This is a genomic window from Streptomyces johnsoniae (genome assembly GCF_031845565.1).
GTDB classification, from domain to species: Bacteria; Actinomycetota; Actinomycetes; order Streptomycetales; family Streptomycetaceae; genus Streptomyces; species Streptomyces johnsoniae.
The window spans coordinates 1-25,423 of the sequence record NZ_JAVREV010000030.1; the positions used below are offsets into that span (position 1 = coordinate 1).

Here is a 25,423-nt window from a genome sequence, read left to right on the forward strand (position 1 = left end):
TTCCGTCCCCCTGCGGCGCGGGCCCCCGCCCCGCCCCCGACGGGGAACACCGCACCTGTGGCGCGGCGCGTTCCCGCTGCTGCTGGGGGCGGACCGCCGCCGCCTCAGCGGCGTCCGCCACGGGTCACCACTGATCCGCGAGTTCCTCCATGGGGGTGTCCTCCAGGTCGTCCGCCGGGACGAACCGCTCGGAGGAGGCCACCCACTCGACCATGAGCGTTCCGTCGTCGTGCAGCCTGGCCAGGCCCGCGGTGTAGGCGTTGGTGCCGCGCATACAGGTGAGGCTCAGCTGGAAGCCGTCGATCGTGCCCGTGCACAGGTCGGCGTCCGGGCCCGCGCCCGTTCCCTGAAGGTAGGTGACCTGGCCGGCCAGGTCGTCCCAGCCGATCAGCAGCAGGTTGGCGTCCGGCTCGGTGCTGGACTGCCAGTAGCCTTCGAACTCCGCGCCCGCGCCCGCGCCCGCGTCCGCGGTTTCTTCTTCCGGTTCCTGCGGTGCGCCGCTTTCGCTCTCGCTCTGCTCGGGCGGCGGGCCGCTGCCCTCGGACTCCTCCTCGTCGCAGGCGGTGAGCAGCAGCGCCGCCGCGACGGCGGTGGCGACGGGCACGGCGAACCGTACGGACCTGGACACGCGTTCCCCTCATGGGTGAAGCTTGATCAGTTCGCAGGCTATAGCCGTGCGGACCTGGGGAGTTGTGTTGGTTACGGCTCTATCGAGGGGTTGGCGCCGGAGTGAGAGGGTCCGGTCCGCTCTGGTTCGCTCTGGTTCGCTTTGGTTCGTCAGGTGACGGGCGGCGTCGCGAGGGAGTCGAGCCAGCGGCGGACGACGGCCCGGATGCTCTCCGGCGTCGTGGTGTCCGGCCACATCGCGGCCTGGAACGAGAGCCCCTCCGTCAGCGTGCGGAACTCGGCGACCAGCGTCTCGTGATCGTGGCCCGGGGCGACCTGCCCGTGGGCGGCGAGCAGCTCGATGCCGGACCGGCACAGCGCCACGACCTCCTGGTTGATCTCCGCGGTGACCTCGCGGAACGCGGGGTCGGTGCGGGCCTGGACCATGAAGGCGTAGAACACCTGGGTCGTTTCGCGTGTCTCCTGGTCCATCGGCAGCAGCGCCCAGAGGTAGCGCTCGACGATCTCGCGCGCCGTGCCCTCCTGGGGGATGGCGGACAGGCGGGCGTTGTCCCGCTCGTTCACCAGGTCGAGCGCGTACAGCCGCAGCTCCTCCTGGCTGGAGAAGTAGTGACTGACGGCGCCGAGCGAAAGACCGGCCTCGGCGGCGACGGCGCGCACGGTCGCGCGCTCAAGACCGTCACGCACCACCACGCGCCACAGCGCCTCGGCCACCTGCTGGCGGCGTACCGCGGGATCGACATGACGGGGCACCGGCCCATCATAGGCGGCCCCTCGTAGTGGATCAGTTGTTCTGTTACGCTCAGTGTATGTCGACCTCAAGGATGCCGCTGCGAACGGCCGAGCGCCGCGAGAAGCGGACGCTGCTCGCCTCGGCCCTGACCAACGGCCCCGCGGAGCTGGTGGACTTCCTGCTGCCGCTGTGGGCGGGCATCGCCCTGGGGGTCAGCGCGACCGAGGTGGGCATCCTGGTCGCCCTGGAGATGGCCGTGTCCGTCGTCGTCCGGCCGTTCGCCGGAGTCCTCGCCGACAGCCGCGAACGCCGCCACGTCGCGGCCTCCGGCGCCGCGCTCTACGGACTGGCCTGCGCCGGGTACGCGTTCGCCGACTCCATAGCCGTGGCCTACGGCGCGGCGGCGGTGAGCGGCGTCGGCGGCGCCCTGCTGTGGGTGTCGGTCCGCGCCATCATCGGCGAGCGCCTTGCCGAGGACTCCGGGGTGTACCCGCGACTGATGGCGGCCAGGGAGAACGGCTCGTGGATCGCGTTCGTCGCGGGCCTCACCCTGCTCGGTGCCCTCGACTTCCGCGGCCTCTTCCTGGGCTGCGCGGCCGCCTGCTTCGTCGCCGCCGCGCTGCTGCTGCGCAGCCCGCGCCGCGCCCCCGCGCCCCCCGGGGCCGGGGCCGGGGCCGGGCCCGGCGACCGTGGTGGGCCCGGCGACCGTGGTGGGCTCGGCGGTTTCGGTGGCCTCGGCCGCAGGCTGCGCCCGATGCTGCTGGCCGTCGCGTTCACCATGACCGCGGAGGCGGCGGTCGCGATGCTCCTGCTGCTGCACCTCCAGCGCGGGTTCGACCTCGAAGTCGTCGAGACCGCCTTCGTGTTCCTGCCCGGCGCGATCGTGATGGGCGTGCTCCCGGAGTATCTGCACGGCTTCGTGGTGCGCTTCGGCCGGACGCTGGTCCTGGCCCTGGCGTCCGTGGCGAGCGCCGTGTTCGCGCTGAGCCTCGCGTGGGCGCCCAACCCGTATGTCATCGCGGGTCTTTGGGTCCTCAGCGGCGTCGCGTGGGCGGCGGTGATGCCGGTGCAGGAGGCCGTCGTCGCGGAGGCGTCCGGCGAGCGGATCGGGCGCGGCATGGGGCTCTACGAGGCGGCGGCGCTGGTCGGCGGCGCGGTGGGCACGCTCGCGGCCGGCGTTCTGTACGACACCAGCTCGTGGACGACGGCGTGCGTCGTGTGCGCCGCGGTGATCCTGGCGGGCGCCGCCATCGTCCCGCTGTCCGTCCGCGCACTCGGCGTCCAGAACCATCCGCCGCCCGCGCCCGCGCCCGCGCCCGCCGCCGCACCCGCGCCCGCCGCCGTGCCCGCGCCCGCGCCCGCACCTTCCGTCGTGCCCGCGCCCGCCCCCGCCCCCGCCACCGTTCCCGCCGAGGCCGGGAGGCCGTCGGTGCGGCGTGCCGTCGCGGAGATCGGGAAGCACGGCGCCGTGTTCGTGCCCGTCCAGGTGGTGCTCGTGCTGATCGGCGCCTCCTGGCTGGCCGAGCTGGGCACCGGGGACACCTGGGACGTCCTGCTGTCGGGTGGCGCCCCAGAAGACGTCGACGGTGTGCGCGCCTTCTGCTACGGCACCGGGCGAATATGGGTCTTCGTCTTCGTCATCGACGCCGTGTGGCGGCTGGTCGCCGCCGTCGGCGCCTCGTTGCGCGCCGGTCCGGGCGGGTCACCCCGATGACGGCCCGCCGGGGCGGCGGCCGAGCGCGGCCAGGGTTTCCCCGAGCTGGCCCAGCGGGTCGGCGCCGACCGGGCGCAGGACCGCGGTGGTGGCCCCGGCCTCCCACAGCGCGTGGACCCGGGACGCCGCGGCCGCGGGACCGCCGGTCGCGAGGAACACGTCCTCCGGCGGGATGCCGAGCCAGTGCGCCGTCTCCCCCGCGATGTCGTGCAGCGGGTCGGTGAGGGACAGGTGGGTGAGCACGACGAGTTCGTGCGGGCGGTCGGGGGCTATGTGCCCGAGCGCGGCGCGGACCGCGGCCGGGCCGTGGCCTTCGGACAGCACCGTGCCGTCCGCGACGCGCCCGGACAGCGCGAGCGAGCGCGGGCGCACCACGCCCGCGACGACCGGCGGCGGCTGCGCCGGGGCGTGCACCAGGCGCACGCCGTCGATGCGCACCGCGCGGCCGTCGATGTGCGCGGTCTCCCCGGCCAGCAGGGTCCGCACGGCGGTGATCGTCTCGCCGAGCAGCGACAGCCGCTCGGGCGTCGCCGCGCCCACGCGGGACATCCAGTCGGCCACGCCGTGGCCGACCCCGGCGATCAGCCGCCCGGGGAACACGCGGGAGAGCGCCGCCAGTTCCATGGCGAGCAGCGCCGGGTTGCGCAGCGGGGCCGGCGCGATGCCGATGCCGACGCGCAGCCGTTCGGTGGCGGCCAGGGCGAGCGCGGCCGAGGATATGGCGCCCGCCCAGCCCAGGTCCTCCACCAGCCACAAGTCCTCGGCGCCCGCCGCCTCCGCGCCCGCGGCGAAGGCGGCGAGGTCTTCCGGCCGTTGGTCCCGGTCGAACATCACGCCGACGCGCTTCCCCGCCGTTCCCTGCACGGTCATGCCTTTCACCCCAGGTTTTCCGAAACGGGTCTTTCCCGCGGCGGGGGCTTACCCGGACCCGCGCACGGCACGCACGGAAAGACAGGAAAACCGGTGTGACGATGCGCACAAGCGCCCGGCCATTTAGCGATTTACCTTTTCTTGGGAAACGGCTCAAGTGCATCCGGCCGGTGCCGAGGGCGTTCCGGCAGGTCAGCAGGCTTCCGGTGGCGTCCGTTCGGTATGCGGGCCAGCGGCATCGCGCCCGCGCGCGGGTGCCGGCGTCACGCGGTCCGCGCCGTTCGGTCCGTCGGCTTTTTCCTTCCGCAGCCGAGGGAATTCCCGGCCGCGTTCAGCAGGTTGTCGTCCCCTGGTTGCCGGAACGGCCGGCTCCGTCCGCCGGCATTTCCCGCGGCGTCCACGCCGAACGGGCCGGTGCGATCGGTCCGATCGGGTATACCGAGAGGCGTTGCCGGCCGAGCCCGACCGCCTCGGCCGCCAGGAAGGGGAACTGCCGCATGACCGAGTCACGACGGACACCGCCCGTCCCTCCGAGATCCCGGGCGCCACGAGCGCCCCGCATACCCGACCCGCCGGGGCACGCCGAGCTGGCCGCGCTGCTCGACCTGGCCGTGGCCGCCGCCCGCGCGGGCGGCGTCGAGCTGGTCCACCGGGCCGGCCACGCCACCGGCATCGCGTTCAAGTCGACCGCGACCGACCCGGTCAGCGACGCCGACCGGGCGGGCGAGGCCGCGGTGGTGGGGCTGCTGAGCACGGAGCGGCCCGAGGACGGATTCCTGGGCGAGGAGGGCACCGACCGTGCCGGGTCCTCGGGTTTCCGCTGGGTGATCGACCCGCTGGACGGCACCGTCAACTACCTGTACGGCATTCCGCACACGGCCGTCAGCGTGGCCTGTGAACAGCGCTCCGGCGAGAGCTGGCACGCCGTCGCGGGCGTCGTGCACGACCCGGCGCGCGGCGAGACGTTCACCGCCGCCCTGGGGCAGGGGGCCTGTCTGAACGGCCGCCCGCTGTGGGTGAACGACCCGGTCGACCCGGCTTCCGCGCTCGTCGCCACCGGGTTCGCCTACTCCTCCGGCGCGCGCGCCCGCCAGGGCGCCGCCGCGGCGGCGCTGCTGCCGCGGGTGCGGGACCTGCGCTGCGGGGGCAGCGCCGCGCTCGACCTGTGCTGGGTGGCGGCGGGGCGGTGCGATGCCTACTACGAGGACGAGCTGGGCCGCTGGGACTGGGCGGCCGGCGCCCTGATCGCGGCGGAGGCGGGCGCGGTCGTGACCCCGCTCGGCAACGGGGTCGCCGCCGCGGGCCCGGCCCTGCACGCCGAGCTGACCGGCCTGCTCGCCCCGTTCGCCGCCCCGTTCGCCGCCCCGTTCGCCGCCCCGCCCGCCGCGCCGGCCTGACCCCCGGCCTGACCCCCCGCCCGCCCCCCGGCCGTCCCCGGCCGGGGGGCGTTCAGGGGCGGGCGGCCCACTCGGCGCGGGTCAGGGCGTACTCGACGTCCCCGTGTTCCGCGCCCTCGATGTATTCGGGCCAGTCCTCGAAGAAGGTCCGCACCAGCACGAGGCCGGCCTTCTCCAGCACGCGCCGCGAGCCGGTGTTCACGGTCATCGTCGTCGCGACGAGGCGGTCGGCGCCCAGTTCCGCGAAGGCGTGCGCGACCATCGCCCGCGCGCCCTCGGTGGCATATCCGCGCCCCCAGGCGGCGGGCCGCAGCCGGTAACCCAGCTCCGTTCCGCCGCCCGCAAGGCCCCGCGTCGCCGCGGGGCGCAGCGCGAACCAGCCGACGAACGCACCGCCCGCCCGTTCCTCGGCCGCGAAGCAGCCGTGGCCCACCGGCAGTTCGCGGTACTCGCGCAGCAGCGCGGGCAGCGTCTCCCGGGCGACGACATCGGGCGGCACCGGGCGGCCGTCGTCGATGTGGCGCATGACGGCGGGGTCCCCGTGCAGCGCGGCCAGGGCGTCGGCGTCCGCCGGAGTGAGGCGGCGCAGCCGCAGGCGCGCCGTTCCGGCGGGTGCGCCGGTGGCGTCGGCCGGCGCGTTCCGGTCCCGGTCGGCTGGGTTCGTCGGCATCGGCGAAGACTAGTGCCCCGTCACGCGCGCAGCCGTACGAGGGCTTGTACCGGGGCGTGGTCGGAGGGGTAACGGCCGCGGTGCCGGTAGGTGTTGATGGCCGCCGCCCGGACCTCGACGTGCCGGTTAGCCAGCACCCAGTCGATGCGCTGACCGCCCTCCACCGGGTCCTGGTAGTTGGGGAACGTGCCCCAGGCGGGCGTCAGGCGGTCGCCGGTGAGCCAGGTGTCGGAGAGGGCGCCGTCGGCGGTGAGGATGCGGTAGGACTCGGAGTCCCCGGCGGGCGTGTTGAAGTCGCCGGTCAGGAGAACGGGCAGCGCCGGGTCGAAACCGGCGATGCGGTCGCGGATGAGCGCGGCGCTCCGCTGCCTCGACGGTTCCGACCGGTGGTCGAAGTGGGTGTTGACGTGCGTGAACTCGGCACCCGTGCGGCGGTCGCGGAAGCGCACCCAGGTCGTCATCCGGATCACCGTGTTGCCCCATGAGGCGGAACCGATCACGTTCGGTGTGTCGGAGAGCCAGAAGTGGTCGTAGTCGAGCGGTTCGAGGCGGCGGGTGTCGTAGTAGATGGCCACGAACTCGCCCCGGCCGCCGCCCTCGCGGCCGAGGCCGATCCAGTCGTAGTGCTCGGGCAGGTCCCCGCCGACCTGCTTCGCCTGGTGGTACAGCGCCTCCTGCACGCCGAACACCGTCGGCCGCTCCAGCCGCAGGAACCGGGCGAGCACCGGCCTGCGGTCAGCCCAGGAGTCCGGGGTCCCGGGCGCGGCGTTCGCGTCCATGCGGATGTTGAACGCCATGACGTGCAGCCGGTCGCCGCGCGCCTCACCGATCAGCGGCCGCTCGCCGCGCGCGTTCTGGGCGACCGCGTCCTGGGCGACCGCGTCGTTGGCGGCCAGGAGGCCGGACACGCCAGCCGCGCCCGCCGCGCCCGCCGCACCGAGAACCCCTCGTCGTGACACACCCCTCATGATGCTCCTCACCTGTGGTTCCGCTGTCGCAGCGCTCCGGGGCCGCGATCCGACGCGACTGTTCCGGCCACCGGTGAGGCCCACGCGTCCTGGCGCCGAACAGCAGCCGAATTCCCACCTCGACCCGTCGGCCGGGCGGGTGTCGAACGGAAGTGCGACGCCGGGCGGGCGTTCCGCGCGGCGCCGGTCCGTTCAGCCCAAGATCGACTCGCCGCCCGGGCCGGGTGGCGGGAGATTGGGACGGTGCAGACATCAGTACCGCCGTGGTGGGCCAGGGCACGGGTACTGGCCTGGCTGCCCGCGGTGCTCATCGCCGTCGGAACGTTCCTTGACCTCGCGAGCCCGCCGCACGTGACGCTGACGCCGTTCTACGTCGCCGCGCCGCTGCTGGCCGCGCCCGTGCTGCGCCTGTGGGCCACGACCGCCTACGGCGTGCTGGCCACGGGCACCGTGGCGGCCCAGATGCACTTGCGGCCGGAGCCGGGTCTCGGCGAGACCGCGATCAAGGTCGTGACGGTCGCGCTGATCTCGTTCCTCGCCGTCGCGATCAACCGCATCGTCGCCCGCAGGGACCAGCGGGTCGCCACGGCCCGCGGCGTGGCCGAGGCGGTGCAGCGGGCCGTCGTGCCCGAGCCGCCGGCGCGCGTCGGCGCGCTGCGGGTGGCGGCGCGGTACCGGGCGGCGCAGCGGGACACCCTGATCGGCGGCGATCTGTACGCCGTCCGCGAGACGCCGTACGGCGTGCGGATGCTGGTGGGCGACGTGCGCGGCAAGGGGCTCGCGGCGACCGAGGCCGTTGCGGTGCTGCTCGGCGCGTTCCGCGAGGCCGCCGAGTGCGAGCCGCGGCTGGCCGCGGTGTGCGAACGGCTGGAGACCGCGCTGGTGCGCGAGCAGCGCGCCCGCCGCACGCTCGACCCGGTCGAGGGCTTCGCGACGGCCGTTCTGGTGGAGGTGCCGCCCGAGCCGCCGCTGCGGGTCCGCCTCGTCAACCGCGGGCATCCGCCGCCGGTGGTGATGGGCCCCGGCGGCTGCGCCCACTACCTGACGACCGAACCCGCGCTGCCGCTTGGCCTCGGCAGTCTCGCCCCGGCGCCCGAACGGACGCGCACCGCCCGATTCCCCGCGGGCAGCCGCCTCCTGCTCTACACGGACGGCGTCAGCGAGGCCAGGAACGCCGCCGGCACCTTCTACGACCCGGTCGCCGGGCTCGACGGCCAGACGCTCACGGACCCGGCCGCGCTCCTCGACCTGCTCGTCGACGGGGTCGTGACCCACACCGGCGGCGCGCTGAACGACGACATGGCGCTGCTCGCCGTGACCCACCTGCCCCGGCACGACTCGGCATGACCCGGCCCGTCCAAGTCACCGTGGGTGAGCGAGGGGCGGCGCTGTGCATAACAATTGACGTACCGTCAGATGTGATGTGCGGCTCTGTGGTGCGAAATTATGCCCGATTTGCAGGATTTGAAGGGTTTAGGTCCTGGTCGGGGCGGCCGTTTATTTCCCGTAGCCACTTGGAATCTGGCGGGGGCGTCTATTAACGTTCGATAACGCAGCGCGGCCGTCACCGCCGTCGCAAGAGATGGCACCGCGCTCCGTCGCCGAATCCGGCGTGTGGGAAACAACTGCACCTAAGGAACCGGGGAACCACCACTTGGGGTGAATCGGGAAGCCGGCGGCCACCCGCGGCCGGCCACTCGTAGGAGACCTTCCTGCTCCGAACCCGTCAGCTAACCCGGTAGGCGAGAGGAAGGAAAGGAGAGCGCCTCCGTGGCGTCGAACCGGCATGCCTCCTTCGAGGGCACCCTCGAGGACACGCACCAGGACACGTACGGCCCGCAGGGCGTGCCCGGCTCGCCCGGCCCGTACCCGGCCTACTTCGGGCCGAAGGGCGCAGGCACCGACTCCTACGGCGAGTGGAACCCCGGCGAGGACACCGTTCGCCCGGTTCGCGGCAGGCACCGGGTTGCCCGCCAGCGCGGCGGCACCATCGCCCGCAGCCGGGCCGTGCTCGGCGTGGGCGTCATCGCCGCGGTCGGCGCGGGCGGCATGGCCACGGCCAACGAGGACGGCGCGGCCACCGTGCCCGGCATGGACGCCGCAGCCGACAAGGTCGGCACCATTCCCGTCCTGGGCAGCCTGCTCGGCGGTCCCGGCGCGGAAGAGACCACCCCCGCCACGCCGTTCACCAGCGCCGGCATCACCGGCGACGAGGGCGAGGCCGGGCACACCGACGCGGGCGAGGCGCTGCGCGCCCGCATCCTCCAGCAGGCCGATCAGGCCGAGGCCGGCGCCGACGCGCAGGCCAGGACGGCCGCCGTCCAGGCCGCCGAGGCCGGCGCCGCCGAGCAGGCCGCGGAGGCCGCCGAGGCCGAGCGCGCCGCGGAGGAGGAACGGCGCCGCCAGGAAGCGGAGGAGCGCCGGCAGCGCGAGGAGGAGGAGCGTCTCCGCCAACTGCGTGCCAGCTACACCCTGCCGCTCTCCGACTACCGCATATCGTCACAGTTCGGCCAGAGCGGCGCGATGTGGCAGTCCACGCACACCGGCACGGACTTCTCCGCGAGCACGGGTACCCCGGTCAAGAACGTCCACACCGGCGTCGTTCAGGAAGCCGCCTGGGCCGGCTCCTACGGCTACCGCGTGATCGTCGAGCTGGAGGACGGCACCGAGATCTGGTACTGCCACCTGTCCTCGATGAGCGTCTCCGCCGGGCAGGAAGTCGTCACCGGCGAGTCCGTCGGCCGCGTCGGCTCCACCGGCAACTCCTCGGGCCCGCACCTGCACCTGGAGGTCCTGCCCGACGGCGAGACCGCCATCGACCCGCTGCCCTGGCTGCGCGGCAAGGGCCTCTCGATCTGACGCCGAGCCTTCCCGAAGGCCCATCAAGACCCCGGCGGCCCTGGCGACTCCCCCGACGCCAGGGCCGCCGGTCTACGCTGGCGGCATGACTCACACCCGCCACGCCATCGGCTCCCTCCAGGTCGCGCCGCTCTGCCTGGGCGGCAACGTCTTCGGCTGGACCGCCGACGAAACCGACTCGTTCGCCGTACTCGACGCCTACGCCGCCGCCGGCGGCAATTTCGTCGACACCGCCGACTCGTACTCGGCCTGGGTCGAGGGACACCGCGGTGGCGAGTCGGAAACCGTCATCGGCCGCTGGCTGGCGAGCCGCCGCAACCGCGACTCCGTGGTCATCGCCACGAAGGTGGGCCGCCACCCCGACGCGATGGGCCTGTCCGCCGCGACGATTCTGCGCGCCGCGGAGGAGTCGCTGCGCCGCCTCGGCACCGACCACATCGATCTCTACTACACGCACTTCGACGACGAAACCGTGCCGGTGGACGAGATCCTCACCGCGCTCGACGAGCTGGTGCGGGCGGGCAAGGTCCGCGAAATCGGCGTCTCCAACATCAGCCCGGCCCGCCTGCGCGCCTCCCTGGAGTTCTCCGTCCGCGAGAACACCGCCCGCTACGTCGCCATTCAGCCGCACTACAACCTGGTCTCGCGCGACACCTACGAAGGCGAACGGGCCGCCCTCGCCACCGAGTACGGCCTGGCCGCACTGCCCTACTACGCGCTGGCCGCGGGCTTCCTGACCGGCAAGTACCGCCCCGGCGCCGCCCCGGCGGGGCCGCGCACCGCGGGGGCCGTTCAGCATCTGGAGACGGAACGGGGCCGCCGCGTCCTGGCGGCACTCGACGAGATCGCGGCCAACCGTTCCGCCGCCCACGCCACCGTGGCACTCGCCTGGCTCGCCACACGCCCCACGGTCGCCGCCCCCATCGCCAGCGCCCGCACCACGGACCAGCTCCCACCCCTCCTCGCCACCGCCGACCTGACCCTGACGAACACCGAACTGGAACTGCTCACCACGGCATCCGCCTGAAAGCGCCCCGACACCCCGGGCGAACGCCGCCAGCACCGCACCTCCAAGCGGTATCGCGGGGCTGGTCAGCTCCTCTCCACCGGACGCCCTTCCGCCCACAGCGTCTCGACATGCGCGGCGAAGCGGTCGAACATCCCGTCGTCCTGGAGGCGTCGCAGATGCAGCAGAGGGGAGTCATGGCCAACGAGACGCGCCAGGTGCGGGGTCACGAGCATCTGGTCGTCGAAGCGGAAGACGGAGAGGGAGATGTGCTGCTCCGCCTCGCTGTACCGGGCTTCAAGACCGTCGACATCCGTGAGGCGCGCGAGGTGCTCCAGAGTGATGCGGATGCGCGTCGACACGGTCAGCGCGGTCTTCTCCACCGCTTCGCGGCGCCTGGCGACATCCGAACCGGGCTCCCCCAGCAGGAACCGCACCCTCGTCCCGGCCCCGGCCTTTTTCCGCAGCGCAGAGGCGAGGTTGGGGTGATCCAGCCAGAGGAAGTAATTGGTGTACCCGGCGAACGTCAGCTGCTCCCGGGCGTCGGCGATGAGACTCCGCCACACCGAGGAGGGGCAAGCCGAGCGGTAAGGATAGACGGAGACGACCTCGCGGTCCGGCCCCGTCTTTATGACCGCCTTGGCGGCAGCGGGCCACAGCACGGATTCCTCCACTCTGAGTCGTTCGGCAACGGCGGCGCGTGTCCCGGGGCGAGGTACGCGCCCCTCATGCAGCCACCGGTCAACCGTTCGATCCTCGACCTGGCAAGCCCGCGCCAGTTGGTGCGGAGTCAGGCTCGCCGCTGAGATAGCCCTTCTCAGTGCCTCGTTCAAGGACACTCCTTCGCCATAACTGACACTGCAAACGATAGGCAGGCACTGCCGGTTATGGCAGACGAATGGCGTGGAGCTGCCGGAAAGGGCGCGGCACGCTCGGGCATCAAGTGATCTGATCCGTGCGAGGAGGTAGCTCGATGCCGTCCAGAGAACCTGCCGACCTGCCCTGCTGGGTGCCCTCGGAGCGGGTAGGTCTCCGCGAACTCCCGAGTGGTGTGTGGTTCGACAGTGTCCGCGTAGTGGCCGCCGACGGGGATCGGGCTCTCGCTCGACTCGGGCGGTACTCGGGTGCCGCCGTCGGGGACCAAGCGGCTGGTGTCACGTACTGGTTCGTAGCCCCGGGCGCGGCTCGCGGCTGGCGCCTGGCGGGGGTGCGTGTGCTCGGTTCAGGCCGCAGGGTGTGGGTGCCGCCTGCTTCGTGGACCGCCGGTCCGTGGCCCCGGTGGCTCGTTTCGCCCCGCGGCACCTGCTTCACTGACGTGGCGCGGCTGCACGACGCACTGGCCGCCGCGACCAGCGAACAGCCGCGGCCGATCGAGAGTTACCGCAGCCCCGACTGCCACATGGGCACCCATGAAGCCTGCACGAAGGCGGAAGCCCCGATGTCGCCCCGCGGGCTGGCAGTGATCTATCAGGCGTGTGACTGCTGGTGTCACCAGGAGGCAACCCAGTGATCGGTGTACTTGTCGCTGTGGAGATTGACGCAGGCACGGTGCGCCGCGGAGCGTCCGGTTGTTCCAGGCCGTGGGACTCTGGGACCAGGGTGTCTTGCCGTCCGGGTGGACAGGCGTGTGACTGAGGTGGCGCTGAGGCATACTCGGTGGTCGGAACAGGGTGTTGCCGACGTGCCTCTCACCCTCAGCAGCCGTTGAAGCGCTCGAAGGCCGAGCGGACCGTGAGGGAGGTTACGTGGCCGAGGCGGAACGTCAGTTCACGTCCGTGGAAATTTGTGCTGGTGCGGGCGGTCAGGCTGTCGGCCTGCACCAGGCCGGCTTCCGGCACCGTGCCCTGATCGAGATTGACGAGCACGCCTGCAGGACGTTGGAGGCGAACGTGAAGGGCCGCCGCGAGTGGGCGGGGTGCCAAGTGCTGCGGCAGGATCTCACTCAGTTCTCTCACGAGAAACTTGGTCTCGCTGAGAAGGAACTTGATCTGCTCGCTGGAGGCGTTCCCTGCCCGCCCTTCTCGGCCGCAGGGAAGCAGCTTGGAGAAGACGATGAGCGGGATCTCTTCCCCGACATGCTCCGGCTTGTCGATGCCTTGTTGCCGAAGGCCGTGATGATCGAGAACGTCCGAGGTCTGCTTGAGCCACCTCAGAAGTTTCAGGCCTACAGAGACAGAATCGCGCAGCGTTTGACAGATGCCGGTTATGAAATCTGCATGTGGGATGTGCTCGAGGCGCGGGATTTCGGCGTTCCCCAGTTGCGGCCCAGGGCAATTCTCGTCGCCATGCTCCCCGAGTATGCGATGCACTTCGATCCCCACCCGCTGCGGCACCCCAAATTCGAGACGAAGTCAGTTGCTGATGCGCTGAAGAAGAGTATGCGTGAGCGTTTCAGGACTCACGGTGCTGAGGGGTGGGAGAAGGCGTACAAGCGGTGGCTGAAGATGGCCAATAGAGGGGTCGCCCCCACGCTGGTGGGTGGGTCTAAGAAGCATGGTGGCGCGGATCTAGGACCGACCCGCGCCAAGCGGGAATGGCTGCGTCTTGGGGTGGATGCCATGGGAGTCGCCAATAATCCTGAGGAAATGGAAGATGCGGTCCGGGACCTGTACAGCCAGGACAAGGCGACGAAAGCTCCTCTAGGCCCCAAACTGACCGTGCGCCAGGCTGCGATTCTTCAAGGATTCCCCGATAACTGGGCTTTCACAGGGCGCAAGACCGCGGCGTACCGGCAAGTGGGCAATGCGTTTCCGCCGCCTGTCGCCAGGGCCGTCGGTGTGCAGATCAAGATGGCCCTGCAAGCTGGCCCGCAAGTAGTCCCGCAGGACTTCGCGCTTTTCGATCTTCCCGAGCAGGACAGTAGATCACGTTTCCACGGTCCGGAGCCTCTGCACCGCCGTAATGATCTGGAGGGCGCAGTCGTCGGGTGACTCGTGTTCCCAGAAACGGAGGACGTGCCAGCCTGCTCTGGTCAGCTGTTCGTCCGTGTCCCGATCCCGGGCTATATTCCTGGCCACCTTATCCGACCAGTAACCGGGGTTCGTCTTCGGGGAAACATAGTGCTGCGGACAGCCGTGCCAGTAGCAGCCGTCAATGAAGACGGCCAGCTTCGCGGGCCGGAAGACCATGTCTGCTGTCCTGCGGAGGTGAGCAAGCGGCTTGGCCGCGACCCGGTATCGAAGACCCTGAGCGTGCACAAGCCGCCGGACGAGCCATTCTGGCCTGGTATCCCGGTTCTTGATGGCCTGCATGTTGCGGCGGCGGGCAGGAGATGAAGCCCAGGAGCCCTCCGGGAGTGCTGCTTCTGTCATTCCGTCACCTTCGGAGCCTCGGTTTCAGCGTCTTCCGGAGCCGCAGTCCTGTAGGGAATTTCACCGATGAAAGCCACCCGCCCACCGAAGCCGTATGAGGCCGGAGTGACGCGAGCAGCAACCCACTCCCCCCGAGTGGGAACGGGAAGACCCAGCTCCCCCGCGATGCGCTGGTGGCCCCTTTGGTGTCCGAGGATGATGATACCCTGCGCCCGCAAACGCAGGCGTGCATCTCTCACGCGCTTAGGGCTGTCGTCTTGCTTGGCGACCGTCAGTACGGTGGAGCGGTTAACGATTCTCCCGTGCACCCTCCGGAACAGCTCGTTAATGCGGGTCTGCCCACCGGGGTGGCTGAAGATCTTCTCGCGGTCGGCCGCCGGGAGATGCAGAAGGAGGTTCTCCGTAAGGCGCCCGTCCGGGACGATCCAGAACGTTGATTCGCGACCGTGCTTGGAAAGGGTGCGTTTCCCGTCCCGGTTCCTGCCTTGATTGAGCGCGGACTCGGTGATTCTGACCAGCCCTACGCGAAAGAAGGAAGCAGCATCATCTGCCGTCATCAGCAGGCAGATGTGGCCGACGGCTTCTGCGGGGATCGACCAGTTCTTCCGCATTGTGAACTTGGCGTCAACTTCGTGGCCGTCAACCAGGTAATCCATGTACCTGCCTCGCAGCAAACTGAAGGCGGCGCGGACGATGATTTCAACTTTAGTGCCAAGGTACGTTTTCTCCGTGCTTTCGACGTCCGCAGCCGTGAGGTCGTACCGTCCGGTCCGCTGTCCGTCGAGCACCTCGTCTATGGCCTGCCTGAAGCAGTCAGCGAAAAGGCGCTCCATACCGGCCCTGGCCGTGAAGCAACTGGCCACCGCGCGGACTCCCGGGTCCATACTGCCCGGGGGTGACGCGATGGCGATGTTCATGGAAGCGGAAGAATCAATCGGGAGCATAGAACCCATCTCGTTTCCTTGGCAGCGTCTTGGCGAAGTGGGCAGTCCGGTCATGTGCGCGTACCGACGTGCCGTAGCAGCGCCTCCATATCGCTCAGGGCCAGGCCAGCGGCGACGGACGGCTCCTCCTCAAGGTCGGCGAGCTGCTGGACCGCCGGGTCATCGAGAATTTTCCCCATGAAGTCGAGCTTCCGGCTGAGCCGTGCCTCGACCACTTCGTCGATCGTGCCGCGCACGGCAAGGACGGTTACGTTCGTCTTGGCATCCGGAGCGAGGCCAAGCCTGTGGATGCGGTCCAAGCTCTGGAGGAACCGGCCCGCCATGAAGTCCCGGTCCACGTACACGGCGTCGTGGCAGACCTGGTGGAGGCTGATGCCTTCACCCAGCGTCGCCGGATTGGAGATCAGCACCATGCAGTCCGGGTCCTCCCGGAAGCGTCTCAGCTGCTCATCGCGGTCCGCCGTGCCACCGTGAACAACTGCTGGACTGTACTTCTTCAGCAGCTCCTCCAAAGTGGTGAGGCTCCGGACGAACGTCGTCCACACCAGCGTCTTACGCCCTTGGCTGGCGTTTTCCGAGACAATGGCGGCTGCCTCTTTGTATTTCGGCGACAGCTCGTAGTCGGGGAGATCGCGCAGGAGGTGGAAGAGTGATCCGCCCGTGGGAATCTCCAGAGGCGGCAGCTGGTAAGCGAGAGGTTCATGCCGGCTTGCCCCCTCGAGAAGCAGGGCCGGAGATGTCGCAGCCATCAGCAGCCGGAGCGCGGTCCGGCCCAGTGTACTCAGGTCATCGCGTGCCAGGACGCTCCGCTCTCCGCCGATGAGCGAGCTGTAGATCTCATCGTGGAGCTTGGGCATTTCCACGTACCGCATGGTGAGATCCATGGGTGGCAGACCCAGTTCCTGCTTCGTGGTCCGCGCGAACAACGGACGGAGGGCGGAACTCGCGAAGGCTAGATCGCCGCCGGCGACAGCGCGGGAAACAACCTGCTGGCCGTGGCCCGGCCAGACGAAGCCAAGGAGATTTTCGAGGTCCTTGGAACCGTTCGGTGCCGGCGTACCGGTGAGGATCAAACGTCGGCGTGCCAGAGGTGCCAGGGCCATGCAGGCCGCGCCGTACTTGCCCCGTGCACCGAGCTTCATACGGTGTGCCTCATCCAGGACGATCATGGACGGTGCGGCTCGGAGCCACCTGGCGAGGCTGGGCAGCGAGGCGTCAAGGCGCGGAGAGTAATTTATGATCAGGACCTCTGCCCACTGATCCACTGAACGCTCCAGCACCTGCGTGCGGAGGGGGTAGCGGAAGCAGACCGCAGTCTCGTACTGCCACGACTCGTAGGCCGACTTCGGGCAGACCACCAGCATCCTGCTGACGTGCCCAGTCGTCTTCTGAGCTGCGTACACGGCCAGAGCGACGCGCGTCTTGCCAGCTCCCGGCACACTGAAATTGGCGCCGTGCCGGAGAGAGAGTAGCTTGGCGATATCGCGGAGCTGGAACTCACCAAGCCCGGCAGTCCAGTCGGGTCCGAGCATATCGGCAACCGATACCGGGCTGACCGCGTCCCCGGTGCCATCGGTGTCCAGCTGCTTCTGAACCGCCTCGGCGTCCAGAAGGACGCCGAGGACCAGGTCGCGCAGCTCGGGTGCCCATTCCACGGTGTCAGGGGTCGGCCAGGAGTTGATCTCGGACAACTTGGACAGCAGATCGTTCAGCTCGACCTCCGCCGCAAGCGGGCCTGTCTGGCCCCCCGTTCGGAAGCGGGCAGCCAGCTGCACAAGGTTCTGGCGATGCTGCTCCGTCGTCCTGAGAACGACTTTGGTGCGTGTGGTATCGAAGGTCAGATACAGAGAGGCGCCGGATGACTCTGTCATCGCGAGCCTGCCGAGGTGGCCTCGGTCAGCCATGCCACGCCGTCCCCCGGATGGGGGAGGCCCCTGCTCGCCTGCTGCGCTAGTTTCCTGAGGCTCTCCCGGAGTTTGAGCACGGCCTCGTCGAACACCTCCTCGTCGAGACTGCGCGACGCCCGCGCCTGGACCAGATCGATCACGCACTGGTCGATGTCAGCGCACGCGTCCGCGAGCCGGGCCGGCGCGAGCTGCTTGCGCTTGCGTACCCGCGCATCACGGCCGGCCCGGTCGATGGCCTCCTCGAACCCCTTGTAGGCGGCCTGGAATAGGTCCTGGGCGGTCTGCCGTTCCTCATCGGACAGCAGCGGACCGTTGTCCTGCTTCGCTGCCTTCGCCCTGAGGATGCTGTCGTTCACCGCACGTGCCGAAGTCACCAGGGAAGAAGCTGCCGGGATGGACGCCCCGAGGCCGGGCACCGCCACTCGGGCCGGGTCAGCCGTCTCTTCGGGCTCCGCCAGCCCGGGCGGCAGCGACCTGGCCAGGTAGTCGCTCTTCAGGAACTCCTCGTCGATGTGTCGCACATCAGTCTTCGAGAACCCCAGAAGAATGGCGGCCAGCCGCAGCTCTTTCAGATGCTCGGCCTGGTCCCTGTCGATGCTGCCCAGCTTGCCGTACAGCCGGTGCAGCTCCTTCAGCTTCTCCTGGTCATACTCGAAGTCCACCAGCCGGAGTGCCCTGCGCCCCGCGCCCCTGCTCCGGTCGATGAGGTCGCGGATTGTGCTTAGAATCCACCGTTCCTGGTGGTACGTGGAGACCTTGACCCGGAAGGACTTCGCGATTGACTCGGGAGTAAGGCCGAGCGATGCCTGTTCTTCCATGGCAAGCAGTCTGTTGATGTATGAGTAGTCGCGCCTGTGGTCGTCCCGCAGCTGCAAAGAGAGTTCGACGGAGGCGATGTCCGCCCAAGTGAAAGACTCGGGAAGGACCCCGACACGCATGGAAAGGATGCCGATTTCGCGGAGAGCCGCAGCCCTCGTATTTCCGTTCACGAGCACACCGTGGTGGGAGACGAGCCCGGGATCGTTCTGGCCGTACTGCTTCAGATCCTCCTTCAGTTTGTCGTAGTCGGGGTCGCGGCGGTCTGGGTCCGAGGGCTCGGCGCGCAACAAGTGCCGCAGGTACTCTTGCCCTTGAGATGACCACGGCTCCTTGCTGAGTAGTTCATCTTGTGCCGGGTCGTGACTGCGCTGGGCCCGGATGCGGTGGGTGGCCGGATTGAAGTACAGGTCAGCCAGGGGAAGGTCGATGACCTCGACATGCAGCGGCTGTCCGTTCCAGTCCACCGTTACTGACTCCCGAGTGCCCCCGAAAGTCTTCACTTCTTGCAGCCGCTTTCTGATCAGCTCACCCAGCACGGCCGCGCGCGGCGGCGGCGGGAACTCGCGCACCATTGATTCCCTGCTCCTTCTACTGCTGTCCACTTGTCAGAGCCTGCTCGACTGCTCTGCGTGATTCCTCTGGCAGGCCCCGGTAGTTGCCCCAAAGCTTCTCAAGGGCGCTGCGGGAACGGCGGTCGGCTTTGATCCATCCGGCAAGTACCTTGCACTCGAGTGGTCCGAGCGCCTCGACCATCGCCAGCAGTTCACCGAGGTCAACGTCGGTGCCACTACCGCCCGAACGGCATCGCTTGCATTCCGTGACGAGCTGATGTCCGATCGTTCCGTCCGTCAGGCGCACGGGGCGCCGCGTCACGTTCAGCTGGGCCTGGTCGATGCTGTCGTCGTAGGACTCTCCCGCGCCGATTCCGCAAGTGCGGCACAGAAAATCATCCGCTTGCATAACCTTTGTGCGCTGCTGGGCGGTCAGGCTGTTTTTGTGCTGAGGTGTCTTGACCTGGCCGGGAATCCATACTTCTGCCCCTCTGTGGGCGTATCTCTGCTCGTCCTGGTTAAGGGAGGCGTCGTCCCGGCTCGTGTGGATCTGCCAGCCGTAGTCGCGGAGGTCGCGCAGCCGCCGGTCGATCTGCGCCACGTTAGGGAACGCCGCCCGAAGCTGTGTCTTGGTGAACGTGTTGCCTAGCCCGACCTCCGTTTCCAGCCACAGCGCCGCGCGGATCTTTCCGCCGAATCCTTCGTTCTGCCATGACGGCAATGTCATGAGCCCGCCACTTTCTGGTGCTGCGGTCCGTGCCCCGCGTGCCGTCTGCTCGCCGGGCTTCTGATGGCCTCCCATTTTCCGTGCTCGCTTGTTGACAGTCCACCGTCGCAGGGTGTTGAGACTAAAGTCGTCAACACCGCCGCAGTCAGCACCGTTCGGTTGGCACAATGGACGGCGGTCGGGGCGAAACGGAAAGGTGGGCAGTGGTGCGGTCAGGGCAGGTAGGCACGAAGATCGGCAAAGATTTGCCCGAGGGTGAACGGAGGCTGGCCGAAGCCTTATGCCACCTGTACGGTCACCTCGGCGTCCCGAGGCAGGAGGCGGCTGCCGAGCTGCTTGCCGGACTCGGCTATCCCCGCATGCATAAATCGCAGCTGTCCCGCTACCTCAACGGCAGAGAACTTCCGCATTTTTTCTTCTGCACAACCCTCTTCAACGCAGCTGCTAAGGCTGTCTGGCCAGCTGACGTCGGCCTGTCCCGGGGCGACCTGCGGAAGCTGTACGACGCGGCGGATCGGTCCCAGCGCCGCAGCTGCCGTGAAGGGCGCTGTGAGATGCGCCGCCTTGGGGAGGCAGCTCCCTCTCCAGAGCGGCCCCCGGTCGGCTTGTCGGCGAGTGCCGCCGTCTCCACCGCGTCAAGTGAGGCGGCGCCTCACCTGCCGGTCCCCCCGCCGGGGAAGGATCGGCAGGCCGTTGGGGCGGCCGGGGAGATGAAGGACCGGGCTGCCGCCCATCAGGTTGCCGCACAGGTGAGCGCCAGGGCAGAACAGCTGCACCAGGAAGGCGACAAGGACGCTTTGGTGTCCCTCCTGCAGGAAAGTGTCCAGGTAATGACCCCGATGGAGAGCGCCGCAGCCGTTAGCCTGCTGCGGCAGCGGCGTAGGGAACTGGCAGACACGCTGATCCGCATGGCGGCCCGTGAACGTGACGGGCGCCACGTGATGCAGGCCGCCCGGGAATTGATCTTGCTCGGTCAGGCTGAGGATGCCGGCGCTCTGCTGGATGCCGTTTCTGGCTGACTGCACGAGATGGTCGGCGCCGGTGCGTGCCCCAACGGCCCGGAGGGCACCCGGGTCAGCAGGGTCAGGTGGGTGCCTGTGGCCACGGCCAGGGTGTGGCCGCTGGGGGAGAAGCCTGTGGTGCGGAGGGGGGCGTGGGTGGCGTGGTGGATCAGCCACCAGTCGCCGCCGGCCGGGCCGTGGCACAGGCCGCCGTCGGCGGAGAGCAGGACGCGGTGGTGGGGCCAGTCCGGGCTGACGACGTCGATGGACCAGCCGTCCTCGGTCGTCGAGTGCAGGCCCCCGCCGTGCAGGCCCGCGATCCGCACCTGCGTGCCGGTGAGCGGGCCGATGCCGGGGCAGGTCAGGAACGGGCCGGTGGGGTCGCAGATGTCGGCGTCCGGGTCGCGGTCCCGGGCCAGGAGCGCGCCGGTGACGGTGTCGAACACCCCGTGGCCGCCCTGTGAGATCACCATGATCAGGTCGTGGCTCTCCTGCGGATGCGCGGCGAACCCGATGCCGAGCAGACCGCCGATCGGCAGGCCCGTGCGGGGACGGAATACCGCCTGCCAGGGCGGCGGGGCCGGGGTGACGGGGGCGGCGAGAAAGCGCTCCCGGAGCTGCAACTCGTACTCGGTGAACATCGCGCTCCAACCCACGCGTAGTGTGAGGGGAACACTACGGTCGGTTCGGACGAAGCGCTAGACAGGCAACGTTCACCTGACCGGTGCCTGCGAGTCATGTCCCGAGCCCGCCGGCGGGGCACTCTCTGACGCATGAAGGTCAGGCTGCGCCCTGGAAGCGTCGCACGCGCCGAGGATCTCACCACCGCGTGCGTACGGGAGTGCGCGGGCTATCTCGCCGCGCTTGACGACGTGGCGGCGCCGGAGCACACCAAGCTGGTGGCCGCCATCGGCACACTCGTCGCCGAACACACCGCGTACGAACCCTCGCGTGAACGTTCCCTCGATGCCCTGCTGAACGTCGGGCGGCTCGCGCTCGACGCCGGCGAGGTGCGCCTGGCCCGCCGCATCGCGGATTCCGGGGTGGCGCTGCGCGCCTCGTCGGAGGGTGCCTGGCGGCTGCGGGCGCAGGCGCTGGAGGCGGACGGCCGGGCGGCGGAGGCGGTGCACGCGCACGGCAGGTACGCCGCGCTGGCGGGGGAGCGGCTGGACGACCTGCCGTTCGACGGCGGCGAGCCGATCGGCGTGGCGGCGTTCCGCACGCAGCTGGCCGGGCGCGGCGTGTGCGTGGTGGCCAACGGTGAGGACATCGCGGCGAGCGGGCTCGGCGGGCGGATCGACGGCTATGACGTCGTGATCCGCGTGGACTCGTTCCAGACGCATCAGGACGGCACCGGCGAACGCGTCGACGTGCACGCCGTCTCCCACCGCAGCGGCGGCCCCGGCTGGCGGCGGCGGGCGCGGACGCGCCTCGTCTTCGGCGAGCAGCCAGCGCAGTGGCGCGCGGCGATCCGGCAGCGCCTGGTGCCGGGCGCGCAGGCGTACGTGGGCGACCGGTCGCTGAGCCGTCCGGTCCGCGACCCGGCGCTGATCGGCGAGGTCCGCTGGGCGGCCGATCCGAGCACCGCGTTCGTCGTGGCGCGGCTGCTCGACTTCCTCGACGTCAGCCCGCGGATCGACCTCGTGGGCTTTACGCAGCCGGGGCAACTGCGCGCGGAGGAGCGCCAGTGGGTCCTGGGACACGCGCGGCGCCGCGACGGCATGCGGATCTCTCTGCGCTGACGGCCGCTCAGCGCGTCACCGGGCGCGCCCGCCCGCGGTGGCGGCGGCCGTTCTGACGGGCTCAGCGGCCAGCGGCCGGTGGCGGCCGAGGCGCAGCAGGAGTGCGCGTTCCATGGTGGCGAAGTCGGAGCCCACGGTGCCTCGTTCGGCCTGGTCGCGCAGCACGGCCAGCGCGGTGGCCGCGCCCTGGTAGGCGACGACGGCCCGCAGCCCGGCGGAGCCGTGCCGCTGGCGTGCCAGCTGCCGCGACAGCGAGCGGGACCGCAGCGAGCCGAGTGCGGAGGGCTCGGCCTCGGCGAACCAGCCGGCCGCCGCGTACTTGGGGAGCGTCCTGCGCACGGCCCGCAGCTGTTCGTCCCTGGCCCAGGCGGCCAGCCAGCACATCAGGCAGAAGACCGGCAGCATCAGCAGCACGTAGACGAGGCCGAAGCCGACCAGGCTCATCGACGCGGACGCGTTCCACGCCGAGTGCAGCACCATGGCCGCGGCGAGTCCGGCGGCCGGCAGCGCCCGCCGCCAGGCGGGGCGGTGCCGCGCCCACGTCACCGCGAGGCCGAAGCCGACGCCGGTCAGCACGGTGAACATGGGGTGAGCGAATGGCGCCACGACGATGCGAACGAAGAACGTCACGGTGGTGGCCGAGTCGACGCCGCCGACGCCTTCGAGCTGGTCGCGGGCGACGGCGTTGGCCAGGTATACGACATTTTCGGTGAACGCGAAGCCCACGCCCGCGAGGCCGCCCGCGACGATGCCGGACAGCACGCCGTGGAACGCGCGGGGGCGGTGGAGGAACAGCAGCAGCACCGCCGCCGCCTTCGCCGTCTCCTCGACGACGGGCGCGATGACGGTCAGTTCGAGCCGGTCGGCCTGCGAGGTGCGCAGGGATGCCGTCTCGTCGGTCAGCAACTCGACCAGCAGCCCGTTCGCCAGGAGCGCGAACAGCGTTGCCGCGCACGCCCCCCAGCCGAAGGCGAACGCCAGCGTGCGCCAGGGGCGCGGCGCCAGCGCGTCGACCCAGTGGAACGCGCCGATCAGGAACGGCACGGGCAGCAGGGCGAGTCCGAAGCCGCCCCAGAAGCCCGCGGCGCCGGCCTCCCGCCACACCATGACCATGACGGCCAGGCCGCACAACACCAGCGGCACGCCGAAGAGGACGGCGGGGGAGCGTGAGGGGCGCACGCCGATGACTCTACGGCCTGGCGTTCGCCCACGGACAGGCCAGCCGTGGGAACGCGCTGCCACGCGCCGCCCGGCAACGGGCCGCCGGGGAACGGGCCGCCGGGGAACGGCCGGTGAGCCGCGCGCCCCGGGCGCGGCCCCCGCACCTTTCAGGCGCGCCCGTCCCCCGGCCCGCCGAGGCGGCGGTACAGCAGATCGCGGACCGGGTGGCCCTTGGTGAGGCCCTGGCGTTCGAAGCGCGTCAGCGGCCGTTCCCGCGGCCGCGGCGCGAAGCCGTCCGGGCCGTCGGGCGCGGCATTGCGGAACGACGGGCTCGCGTCGAGCACCTGACGCATCCAGTCCGCGTACGGCTCCCAGTCCGTCGCGCAGTGCAGGACGGCGCCCGGCGCCATCGCCAGGGCGGCCAGCTCCACGAACTCCGGCTGCACCAGCCGCCGTTTGTGGTGCCGCGTCTTCGGCCACGGGTCGGGGAAGAAGACCCGCACGCCCGCGAGCGAGGCCGGCGGCAGCATCTCGCGCAGCAGGATGACGGCGTCGCCGTTCGCGACCCGCACGTTCGTCAGCGAGGCCCGTTCCGCGAGGCGCAGCAGGTTGCCCTGCCCCGGGGTGTGCACGTCGGCGGCGAGGATGCCGGTGCCCTGGTCGGCCGCGGCCATCTCGGCGGTGGCCTCGCCCATGCCGAAGCCGATCTCCAGCACCACGGGCAGCCCGCCGAACAGCGCCGCCGGGTCCAGCGGCCCGTCCCCGTCGATCTCCAGGCCCCAGCGCGGCCACAGACGCAGCAGTGCGTCGCGCTGCGCGGCCGTGACGCGGCTGCGCCGCGGCTGGAAGCTGCGGATGGTCCGCTCGTGCCGGTCGCCGGCGGGGTCGGCGGCCGGACCCGCGCCCGGCGGGAACATCCGGGGGCGTTCGGACGTGGGAAGGGTAAGGCGGCTGTCGAAGTCGGTCACAATGCGTCCGAGTTTACGGCGATTCGGAGCGGAACCGGACCGTGGCCGTGCGACGTCGGACTCGTTGACCACATGATGGATGGCCAACGGCGGCCAGGGACGACCACTCGTCTGTGACTCGGGGGACTTCGGGGGATACGCCATGGCGGAAGGCGAGGGCAGGACCGGGCTGATCGCCCTGCCCGTGGCCGTGCTGCTGCTCGCGCTGCTCACGGTGTGGGTGGTGGTTTTCAGCCGCGAGGACGGCGGCGGTCAGGCCATCGACGACGCGGACGACCTGGTGGCCGCCACCAGCACCGCGCCCAGCAGCCGGCCGGGGGAGCTGGCGGAGGTGTGGCGGGCGCCCGCCGTCGCCGCGGCCATCGACGGGGTGGGGGCGCGCGCGACGCGCCTGTGGGTGCACGAGGACACGGTCACGCTGGTCTCGACCGCCGGCGTGACCGGGTACGGAACGGTCGACGGCGAGCGGCTGTGGGCGGCCGAGGCCCCGCCCGGCGCGGGCCGGCCGTGCGCCGCGGCGGACACGATCAACTCCGCGGGCACCGGCGCGGTCCTGTGGACCGCGGGCGCGGGCGAGGAGGGCTGCTCGGTCCTCGGCGTACTCGACACGGCGACCGGCGACCTGCTGTGGTCGGAACGGTTCGGCGGGCCGGTCACGGCCGAGGAGACGACGGTCACGGTCGGCGAGCAGACGGTCACCGTCAATCTCGACGCGGCAGGAACGGTCGGCGCGTTCCACCGCTTCGCGGCCGACACCGGCGAGGAACTGCCGCTGCCAGCGCCGCCGGAGGACTCCGCCTGGGACTGTGTCAGCGGCCGCGAGACGGTGAACGTCCACCACGCGGGTTCGCGTATCGCCGTCCTGACCCGCTGCGACGACGCGCCGGAGCTGAGCGTCTACCACGCGGACACCGGCCAGCTGGAGTGGACGCACCCGGCCGCCGACGCCGGATTCGCCGTCACCGGCATCCTGGCGGGCGACCCGGTGCTGCTCCTCCAGGACCACGAGGTGGTGGCCTATTCGGAGACCGGGGACGAGCTGTGGCGCCTGCCCGCGGTCGAGCTGAACCCGCGCGTGTCCGCCGTCGCGGGCGAGGCGCTGGTCACGCGGTACAGCAGCACCTCGTTCACCGGCTACGGGCTCGTCGGCGGGGAGCGGCTGTGGCAGGCCGAGCTGCCGGAGAACACCGAGCTGTACGGCGTGGACGCCACGGGCGAGCCGGTCCTCGGCCACTCCGACAGCGGGGCGGGGCTGCTGCGCCTGCTGCGCCTCGACCCGGCCACCGGCGCGGACACCCCCGTCGGCACGCTCCCCCTCGACCCGCGCCGCGCGGCGGACACCCGGCACGTCGCCTGGGACGCGAACCAGCTCTACGTGCTGGCCCCGGTCGAACGTGACGGCACCACGGGCCTGCGGCTGCGCGCCTTCGAACGCTGAACGGCCCGCT

General features: G+C 70.7%; 23 protein-coding genes and 1 riboswitch. Of the genes, 9 read left to right on the forward strand and 14 right to left on the reverse strand.

Annotated features, from left to right (window positions below; genetic code table 11):
- Window positions 1–124: 124 nt before the first annotated feature.
- Window positions 125–628, reverse strand: a complete 504-nt coding sequence (locus RM779_RS32520) for a hypothetical protein (protein WP_311621397.1) — start codon at window positions 626–628, stop codon at window positions 125–127.
- Between the two features lie 149 nt (window positions 629–777).
- Complete coding sequence (locus RM779_RS32525; RefSeq protein WP_311621398.1) at window positions 778–1,380, reverse strand: TetR/AcrR family transcriptional regulator; 603 nt, start codon at window positions 1,378–1,380, stop codon at window positions 778–780.
- Window positions 1,381–1,436: 56 nt separating this feature from the next.
- Here RM779_RS32525 and RM779_RS32530 point away from each other — a divergent pair, with 56 nt between their 5' ends.
- Window positions 1,437–3,074 (forward strand): MFS transporter, encoded by a 1,638-nt coding sequence (locus tag RM779_RS32530; RefSeq protein ID WP_311621399.1) that lies wholly within the window; start codon window positions 1,437–1,439, stop codon window positions 3,072–3,074.
- On the opposite strand, the gene RM779_RS32535 is transcribed toward RM779_RS32530, so the two are convergent.
- The gene (locus tag RM779_RS32535; protein ID WP_311621400.1) at window positions 3,063–3,944 is read right to left on the reverse strand and encodes an LLM class flavin-dependent oxidoreductase; all 882 of its coding nucleotides are present in this window, start codon (window positions 3,942–3,944) and stop codon (window positions 3,063–3,065) included. The genes RM779_RS32530 and RM779_RS32535 overlap by 12 nt on opposite strands.
- A 497-nt stretch (window positions 3,945–4,441) precedes the next feature.
- On the opposite strand from RM779_RS32535, the gene RM779_RS32540 reads away from it, so the two are divergent.
- Window positions 4,442–5,341, forward strand: coding sequence for an inositol monophosphatase family protein (locus tag RM779_RS32540; protein ID WP_311621401.1), 900 nt, complete (start codon window positions 4,442–4,444; stop codon window positions 5,339–5,341).
- A 52-nt stretch (window positions 5,342–5,393) separates the two neighbouring features.
- Here the strand turns inward: RM779_RS32540 and RM779_RS32545 are convergent, their stop codons facing one another.
- Together RM779_RS32545 and RM779_RS32550 are read right to left on the reverse strand one after the other, a co-directional pair.
- The gene (locus RM779_RS32545; RefSeq protein WP_311621402.1) at window positions 5,394–6,011 is read right to left on the reverse strand and encodes a GNAT family N-acetyltransferase; all 618 of its coding nucleotides are present in this window, start codon (window positions 6,009–6,011) and stop codon (window positions 5,394–5,396) included.
- Between the two features lie 20 nt (window positions 6,012–6,031).
- Window positions 6,032–6,979 (reverse strand): endonuclease/exonuclease/phosphatase family protein, encoded by a 948-nt coding sequence (locus RM779_RS32550; protein WP_394813446.1) that lies wholly within the window; start codon window positions 6,977–6,979, stop codon window positions 6,032–6,034.
- A gap of 243 nt (window positions 6,980–7,222) precedes the next feature.
- Here RM779_RS32550 and RM779_RS32555 point away from each other — a divergent pair, with 243 nt between their 5' ends.
- The 3 genes from RM779_RS32555 (at window position 7,223) to RM779_RS32565 (ending at window position 10,865) form a co-directional block, all read left to right on the forward strand.
- Window positions 7,223–8,326 (forward strand): PP2C family protein-serine/threonine phosphatase, encoded by a 1,104-nt coding sequence (locus RM779_RS32555; protein WP_311621404.1) that lies wholly within the window; start codon window positions 7,223–7,225, stop codon window positions 8,324–8,326.
- A 242-nt stretch (window positions 8,327–8,568) separates the two neighbouring features.
- Window positions 8,569–8,739: riboswitch (cyclic di-AMP (ydaO/yuaA leader) on the forward strand.
- A gap of 10 nt (window positions 8,740–8,749) precedes the next feature.
- Complete coding sequence (locus RM779_RS32560) at window positions 8,750–9,838, forward strand: M23 family metallopeptidase (RefSeq protein ID WP_311621405.1); 1,089 nt, start codon at window positions 8,750–8,752, stop codon at window positions 9,836–9,838.
- Between the two features lie 85 nt (window positions 9,839–9,923).
- On the forward strand, window positions 9,924–10,865 hold the full coding sequence (locus RM779_RS32565; protein ID WP_311621406.1) for an aldo/keto reductase: 942 nt from the start codon (window positions 9,924–9,926) through the stop codon (window positions 10,863–10,865).
- Window positions 10,866–10,930: 65 nt separating this feature from the next.
- Here the strand turns inward: RM779_RS32565 and RM779_RS32570 are convergent, their stop codons facing one another.
- Window positions 10,931–11,683, reverse strand: a complete 753-nt coding sequence (locus RM779_RS32570; protein ID WP_311621407.1) for an XRE family transcriptional regulator — start codon at window positions 11,681–11,683, stop codon at window positions 10,931–10,933.
- 906 nt (window positions 11,684–12,589) lie between these two features.
- Here RM779_RS32570 and RM779_RS32575 point away from each other — a divergent pair.
- On the forward strand, window positions 12,590–13,774 hold the full coding sequence (locus RM779_RS32575) for a DNA cytosine methyltransferase (RefSeq protein WP_311621408.1): 1,185 nt from the start codon (window positions 12,590–12,592) through the stop codon (window positions 13,772–13,774).
- On the opposite strand, the gene RM779_RS32580 is transcribed toward RM779_RS32575, so the two are convergent.
- From RM779_RS32580 to RM779_RS32600, 5 genes are all read right to left on the reverse strand, one after another.
- Window positions 13,709–14,155, reverse strand: a complete 447-nt coding sequence (locus RM779_RS32580; protein ID WP_311621409.1) for a very short patch repair endonuclease — start codon at window positions 14,153–14,155, stop codon at window positions 13,709–13,711. The two genes, RM779_RS32575 and RM779_RS32580, sit on opposite strands and share 66 nt — an antisense overlap.
- The gene (locus RM779_RS32585; protein WP_311621410.1) at window positions 14,152–15,072 is read right to left on the reverse strand and encodes a NaeI family type II restriction endonuclease; all 921 of its coding nucleotides are present in this window, start codon (window positions 15,070–15,072) and stop codon (window positions 14,152–14,154) included. The genes RM779_RS32580 and RM779_RS32585 overlap by 4 nt, the downstream gene beginning before the upstream one ends.
- A gap of 77 nt (window positions 15,073–15,149) precedes the next feature.
- Window positions 15,150–16,970 carry a DEAD/DEAH box helicase gene (locus tag RM779_RS32590; RefSeq protein WP_311621423.1) on the reverse strand — a complete coding sequence of 607 codons (1,821 nt, stop codon included), beginning with the start codon at window positions 16,968–16,970 and terminating at the stop codon, window positions 15,150–15,152.
- Window positions 16,967–18,397, reverse strand: coding sequence for a ParB N-terminal domain-containing protein (locus RM779_RS32595; protein WP_311621411.1), 1,431 nt, complete (start codon window positions 18,395–18,397; stop codon window positions 16,967–16,969). The genes RM779_RS32590 and RM779_RS32595 overlap by 4 nt, the downstream gene beginning before the upstream one ends.
- A 16-nt stretch (window positions 18,398–18,413) precedes the next feature.
- Window positions 18,414–19,103: a hypothetical protein gene (locus tag RM779_RS32600; protein ID WP_311621412.1), complete on the reverse strand. Its 690-nt coding sequence runs from the start codon at window positions 19,101–19,103 to the stop codon at window positions 18,414–18,416.
- Window positions 19,104–19,309: 206 nt separating this feature from the next.
- On the opposite strand from RM779_RS32600, the gene RM779_RS32605 reads away from it, so the two are divergent.
- A complete protein-coding gene (locus tag RM779_RS32605) occupies window positions 19,310–20,122 on the forward strand; it encodes a hypothetical protein (RefSeq protein WP_311621413.1) in 813 nt (270 codons plus the stop codon).
- Here the strand turns inward: RM779_RS32605 and RM779_RS32610 are convergent.
- Window positions 20,077–20,745 (reverse strand): hypothetical protein, encoded by a 669-nt coding sequence (locus RM779_RS32610; protein WP_311621424.1) that lies wholly within the window; start codon window positions 20,743–20,745, stop codon window positions 20,077–20,079. The two genes, RM779_RS32605 and RM779_RS32610, sit on opposite strands and share 46 nt — an antisense overlap.
- A gap of 132 nt (window positions 20,746–20,877) precedes the next feature.
- Between RM779_RS32610 and RM779_RS32615 the strand changes: the two genes are divergently transcribed.
- A complete protein-coding gene (locus RM779_RS32615; RefSeq protein ID WP_311621414.1) occupies window positions 20,878–21,846 on the forward strand; it encodes a hypothetical protein in 969 nt (322 codons plus the stop codon).
- Window positions 21,847–21,861: 15 nt separating this feature from the next.
- Here RM779_RS32615 and RM779_RS32620 read toward each other — a convergent pair whose 3' ends face one another.
- Window positions 21,862–23,025, reverse strand: a complete 1,164-nt coding sequence (locus tag RM779_RS32620) for a PrsW family intramembrane metalloprotease (RefSeq protein ID WP_311621415.1) — start codon at window positions 23,023–23,025, stop codon at window positions 21,862–21,864.
- 149 nt (window positions 23,026–23,174) lie between these two features.
- The gene (gene trmB, locus RM779_RS32625) at window positions 23,175–23,924 is read right to left on the reverse strand and encodes a tRNA (guanosine(46)-N7)-methyltransferase TrmB (protein ID WP_311621425.1); all 750 of its coding nucleotides are present in this window, start codon (window positions 23,922–23,924) and stop codon (window positions 23,175–23,177) included.
- Window positions 23,925–24,117: 193 nt separating this feature from the next.
- On the opposite strand from trmB, the gene RM779_RS32630 reads away from it, so the two are divergent.
- On the forward strand, window positions 24,118–25,413 hold the full coding sequence (locus tag RM779_RS32630) for an outer membrane protein assembly factor BamB family protein (protein ID WP_311621416.1): 1,296 nt from the start codon (window positions 24,118–24,120) through the stop codon (window positions 25,411–25,413).
- Window positions 25,414–25,423: the final 10 nt, after the last annotated feature.

What these genes read in the sequence shown, in the direction of transcription:
- RM779_RS32530 (WP_311621399.1), top strand. Translation starts at nt 1,437, where the DNA reads ATGTCGACCTCAAGGATGCCGCTGCGAACGGCCGAGCGCCGCGAGAAG.
- RM779_RS32535 (WP_311621400.1), bottom strand. Translation starts at nt 3,944, where the DNA reads ATGACCGTGCAGGGAACGGCGGGGAAGCGCGTCGGCGTGATGTTCGAC.
- RM779_RS32540 (WP_311621401.1), top strand. Translation starts at nt 4,442, where the DNA reads ATGACCGAGTCACGACGGACACCGCCCGTCCCTCCGAGATCCCGGGCG.
- RM779_RS32545 (WP_311621402.1), bottom strand. Translation starts at nt 6,011, where the DNA reads ATGCCGACGAACCCAGCCGACCGGGACCGGAACGCGCCGGCCGACGCC.
- RM779_RS32550 (WP_394813446.1), bottom strand. Translation starts at nt 6,979, where the DNA reads ATGAGGGGTGTGTCACGACGAGGGGTTCTCGGTGCGGCGGGCGCGGCG.
- RM779_RS32565 (WP_311621406.1), top strand. Translation starts at nt 9,924, where the DNA reads ATGACTCACACCCGCCACGCCATCGGCTCCCTCCAGGTCGCGCCGCTC.
- RM779_RS32580 (WP_311621409.1), bottom strand. Translation starts at nt 14,155, where the DNA reads ATGACAGAAGCAGCACTCCCGGAGGGCTCCTGGGCTTCATCTCCTGCC.
- RM779_RS32585 (WP_311621410.1), bottom strand. Translation starts at nt 15,072, where the DNA reads ATGAACATCGCCATCGCGTCACCCCCGGGCAGTATGGACCCGGGAGTC.
- RM779_RS32590 (WP_311621423.1), bottom strand. Translation starts at nt 16,970, where the DNA reads ATGACAGAGTCATCCGGCGCCTCTCTGTATCTGACCTTCGATACCACA.
- RM779_RS32595 (WP_311621411.1), bottom strand. Translation starts at nt 18,397, where the DNA reads ATGGTGCGCGAGTTCCCGCCGCCGCCGCGCGCGGCCGTGCTGGGTGAG.
- RM779_RS32600 (WP_311621412.1), bottom strand. Translation starts at nt 19,103, where the DNA reads ATGACATTGCCGTCATGGCAGAACGAAGGATTCGGCGGAAAGATCCGC.
- RM779_RS32610 (WP_311621424.1), bottom strand. Translation starts at nt 20,745, where the DNA reads ATGTTCACCGAGTACGAGTTGCAGCTCCGGGAGCGCTTTCTCGCCGCC.
- RM779_RS32615 (WP_311621414.1), top strand. Translation starts at nt 20,878, where the DNA reads ATGAAGGTCAGGCTGCGCCCTGGAAGCGTCGCACGCGCCGAGGATCTC.
- trmB (WP_311621425.1), bottom strand. Translation starts at nt 23,924, where the DNA reads ATGTTCCCGCCGGGCGCGGGTCCGGCCGCCGACCCCGCCGGCGACCGG.
- RM779_RS32630 (WP_311621416.1), top strand. Translation starts at nt 24,118, where the DNA reads ATGGCGGAAGGCGAGGGCAGGACCGGGCTGATCGCCCTGCCCGTGGCC.